This window comes from Mesorhizobium sp. M4A.F.Ca.ET.020.02.1.1 (assembly GCF_004022645.1).
GTDB lineage: Bacteria > Pseudomonadota > Alphaproteobacteria > Rhizobiales > Rhizobiaceae > Mesorhizobium.
Window position 1 is genome coordinate 1 of record NZ_RZOI01001432.1, and the last position, 388, is coordinate 388.

Here is a 388-nt window from a genome sequence, read left to right on the forward strand (position 1 = left end):
CCGCTACCGCGCATGCTTGTCCGCCTTGCGGTTGCCGAGCAGCAGTTTGCGCTCGAGATGCGCCCTGAGCTCGCCGTAGTAGGCCGTGAGGAACGCCCTGGAATCCGGCGCTTCGATCGTCACGCCGATCTTCTTCCCGATCATTTCGGCCACTGTCTTCAGCACGAAATAGTCGTCGCGGCGTAGCACTTCTTCCAGCTTGTGCAGTTCGGCGATGCCGTAGGCATCGAGTTGGGCCGAGCTGAAACGGAAACGGGCGGCGACCGGGTCCTGCCTGCGCGACAGGTCTTCGACCAGCTTCAGCTTCGGCGCTTCGACCACCCAGGTTCCGGCGAGCAGGTCGCCGATGCGCAGGCGGTCGCGGTTGAACAGCGGGAAGAGCGCGAAG

Annotated in this window: 1 protein-coding gene; it reads right to left on the reverse strand. The window is 64.2% G+C overall.

Translation table 11 applies throughout. From position 1 onward, the window contains the following. Window positions 1-3 precede the first annotated feature (3 nt). On the reverse strand, window positions 4-388 hold a 385-nt coding region (locus EN742_RS37535; RefSeq protein WP_148670637.1), incomplete at its 5' end, for an RDD family protein.